Source organism: Hymenobacter agri (genome assembly GCF_054778495.1).
This window is the reverse complement of sequence record NZ_BAAGZM010000636.1, coordinates 1-2,355: the sequence shown is the minus strand read 5'-3', so window position 1 is coordinate 2,355 and position 2,355 is coordinate 1. Positions and strand designations below refer to the sequence as shown.

The following is a 2,355-nucleotide window of genomic DNA, read 5'->3' as shown; positions in this document are numbered from 1 at the left end:
CCGGCGGGTGGGGCGTTTGGCTGGCCGGGCGCCCCACCCGCCGGGCCGTTGATACCGCCAAACGGGCGGTTGGTGTAATAATGTTGGGCGGCGTGGGCGGGGGGGCTAGGTTTGTTTCAAACCTCCGCGCGTGCCCCACGAGGGCGGGCAAGCGGGGCCTGTTTCTTTCCAGCCCGGCCAATTTATGAGCACCTTTGCGCTTTCGCTTGCCCCTTCCTCCATTAGCATGCCGCTGCCGGCCGTTCGCGTCAAAACCATTTTGCTGCACCTGGGGGTGTGGCTGGCCTACTACGGCTTCGAAATTGGCTTTCTCACACTGGCCGAAGCGCCAACGCCCAACGTCTGGGACACGGCACTGAACTGGCTGCTGTATGCTATTCTGGTGTATGCCAATGCTTTGTGGCTATTTCCAGCTTTTTTCATCCGCCGCCGGTTTCTGGCGTACGCGGGTGGGCTAGGCGCGGCGCTGCTGCTGTACGGCGCCGCGAAGTTTGTGCTGAACTCCTACTTGCTGCCCCGCATGGGCGTGGCTCAGCTGGTGATGCCCTGGGGCAAGCCGCGCGTTTTTTTCGCGCTGGCGTATTTCCGGGCCACGGCTTTTCTGGCCTACAGCATGGTGTATGCCTACGCCAAGCACGCCATTGCCATGCAGCGGCAACTGCGCGAGCAGGAGCACCAGCTGCGGGTGCAGGAGCGCAGCCTGCTCGAAGCCGATATTGCTTTCCTCAAAAGCCAGATTAACCCGCACTTCCTCTTCAACGCGCTCAACTTCCTGTACTCGCAGGTGTACCCGCTCTCCGAACCCACGGCCAAGAGCGTGCTGCTACTCTCCGACATCATGCGCTACGCCCTGAACGAGGGCGGCGAGCACGGCAAGGTGATGCTGGAAAAAGAAGTACAGCACCTGCGCAATTACTTGGCTCTGAACCAGCTGCGCTTCGGCAACGCCCTACAGGTGCAGTTTGAGGTGGCCGGCAACACGCAGTACCTCATGATTTTGCCGCTCGTGCTCATCACCTTCGTCGAGAACTGCTTCAAGCACGGCGAGCTGTTCGATGCCCAGCACCCGCTGCTGCTGCGCCTCAGCATCCGCGACAACGAGCTGGAGCTCTACACCCGCAACCGCAAGCGCACCGGCCCCGTCGAGCACTCCACCGGCATCGGCCTCGACAACACCCGCCGCCGCCTCGATGCTGTGTACGCCAACCGCTACCGCCTCGCCATTGCCGACGAGCCCGACTGTTACACGGCGCACCTGCAGATGGCGCTGTAGGCCGGCGGGGGCGGCCGGACGTTTGTCATCCTGAGCATTCTGCTTGATGCGCAGAATGCTCAGGATGACAAACGCCATACACGTTCACATTAGAAAAGCTCCTTACTCAAGTGATTTCCTGCCTGATTGTTGACGATGAGCAAGGCGCCATCGACATCCTGCGCCAGTTCGTGGAGAAAACGCCGTTTCTCACCCTGGCCGGCACCACCACCAACCCGCTCGAAGCTCTGCGGCTGGTAGCCACCCAGCCCGTCGACCTCGTATTTCTCGACATTCACATGCCGCAGCTCTCGGGGCTGGAGGTGCTGCCGCTGCTGCGCGGCAAGTGCCAGGTCATCTTCACCACGGCCTACAGCGAGTTTGCCGTGCCGGCCTTCGAGCTCGAAGCGCTGGACTACCTGCTCAAGCCTATTGCCTTCGAGCGCTTCCTCAAAGCCAGCCAGAAGGCGCTACGAGCCCAGGCGCCCGTCACGATGCCGATGACGCCCGTGGCCCTGCCCGACGACTACATTTTCGTGAAGGGCGACAGCAAGGGCCACATGCGCAAGGTGGCCTTCAACGACATCGTGTACGTGGAGGGGCTGAAGAACTACGTGTCCATCTACACCGAGCAGGAGCGCATCATCACCCTGCTCAACATCAAGGACCTGCAGGAGCGGCTGCCAGCCAGCCGGTTCATGCGCGTGCACAAGTCCTACATCGTGTCGCTCGATAAAATCAAGGCCCTCGACGGCAACCTGATTCTTTTCCGCGACGGCAAGGCCACCGCCCCGCTCGGCGACACCTACCGCCGCGGTTTCTTCGAGGCGCTGCAGCGGCACGTGGTGGGCGGCAAGCCCGCCGAGTAGCCCCGGCCGGCAAGACTACCCGGAAACGGCCCCGTTCGTCCTTCATTTGGCCGGGTTGGTGTAATAATGTGGCAGGCCGGGGGGGCCTCGCTTAGGTTTGCTTCGGGTTCAGGCAACTGCCGGCCCAGCTCCTGAAAACGGCTTTTCTCACCTCTCCTTTCTGCATCATGGCCTTCCTTTCCACTTCGCGCCGGGCTGCGCTAATACTTTCGCTGCTGGCGGGCACCAGCCACG

2 protein-coding genes are annotated in these 2,355 nt (G+C 62.0%); both read left to right on the top strand.

The features are described from left to right. The first annotated feature begins 226 nt into the window (after window positions 1-226). Window positions 227-1,273, top strand: a complete 1,047-nt coding sequence (locus tag ACYVDE_RS20445; protein WP_460503384.1) for a sensor histidine kinase — start codon at window positions 227-229, stop codon at window positions 1,271-1,273. Between the two features lie 110 nt (window positions 1,274-1,383). Beyond that, window positions 1,384-2,121, top strand: coding sequence for a LytR/AlgR family response regulator transcription factor (locus ACYVDE_RS20440; RefSeq protein ID WP_460503383.1), 738 nt, complete (start codon window positions 1,384-1,386; stop codon window positions 2,119-2,121). Window positions 2,122-2,355 lie beyond the last annotated feature (234 nt).

What these genes read in the sequence shown, in the direction of transcription:
- ACYVDE_RS20445 (WP_460503384.1), top strand. Translation starts at nt 227, where the DNA reads ATGCCGCTGCCGGCCGTTCGCGTCAAAACCATTTTGCTGCACCTGGGG.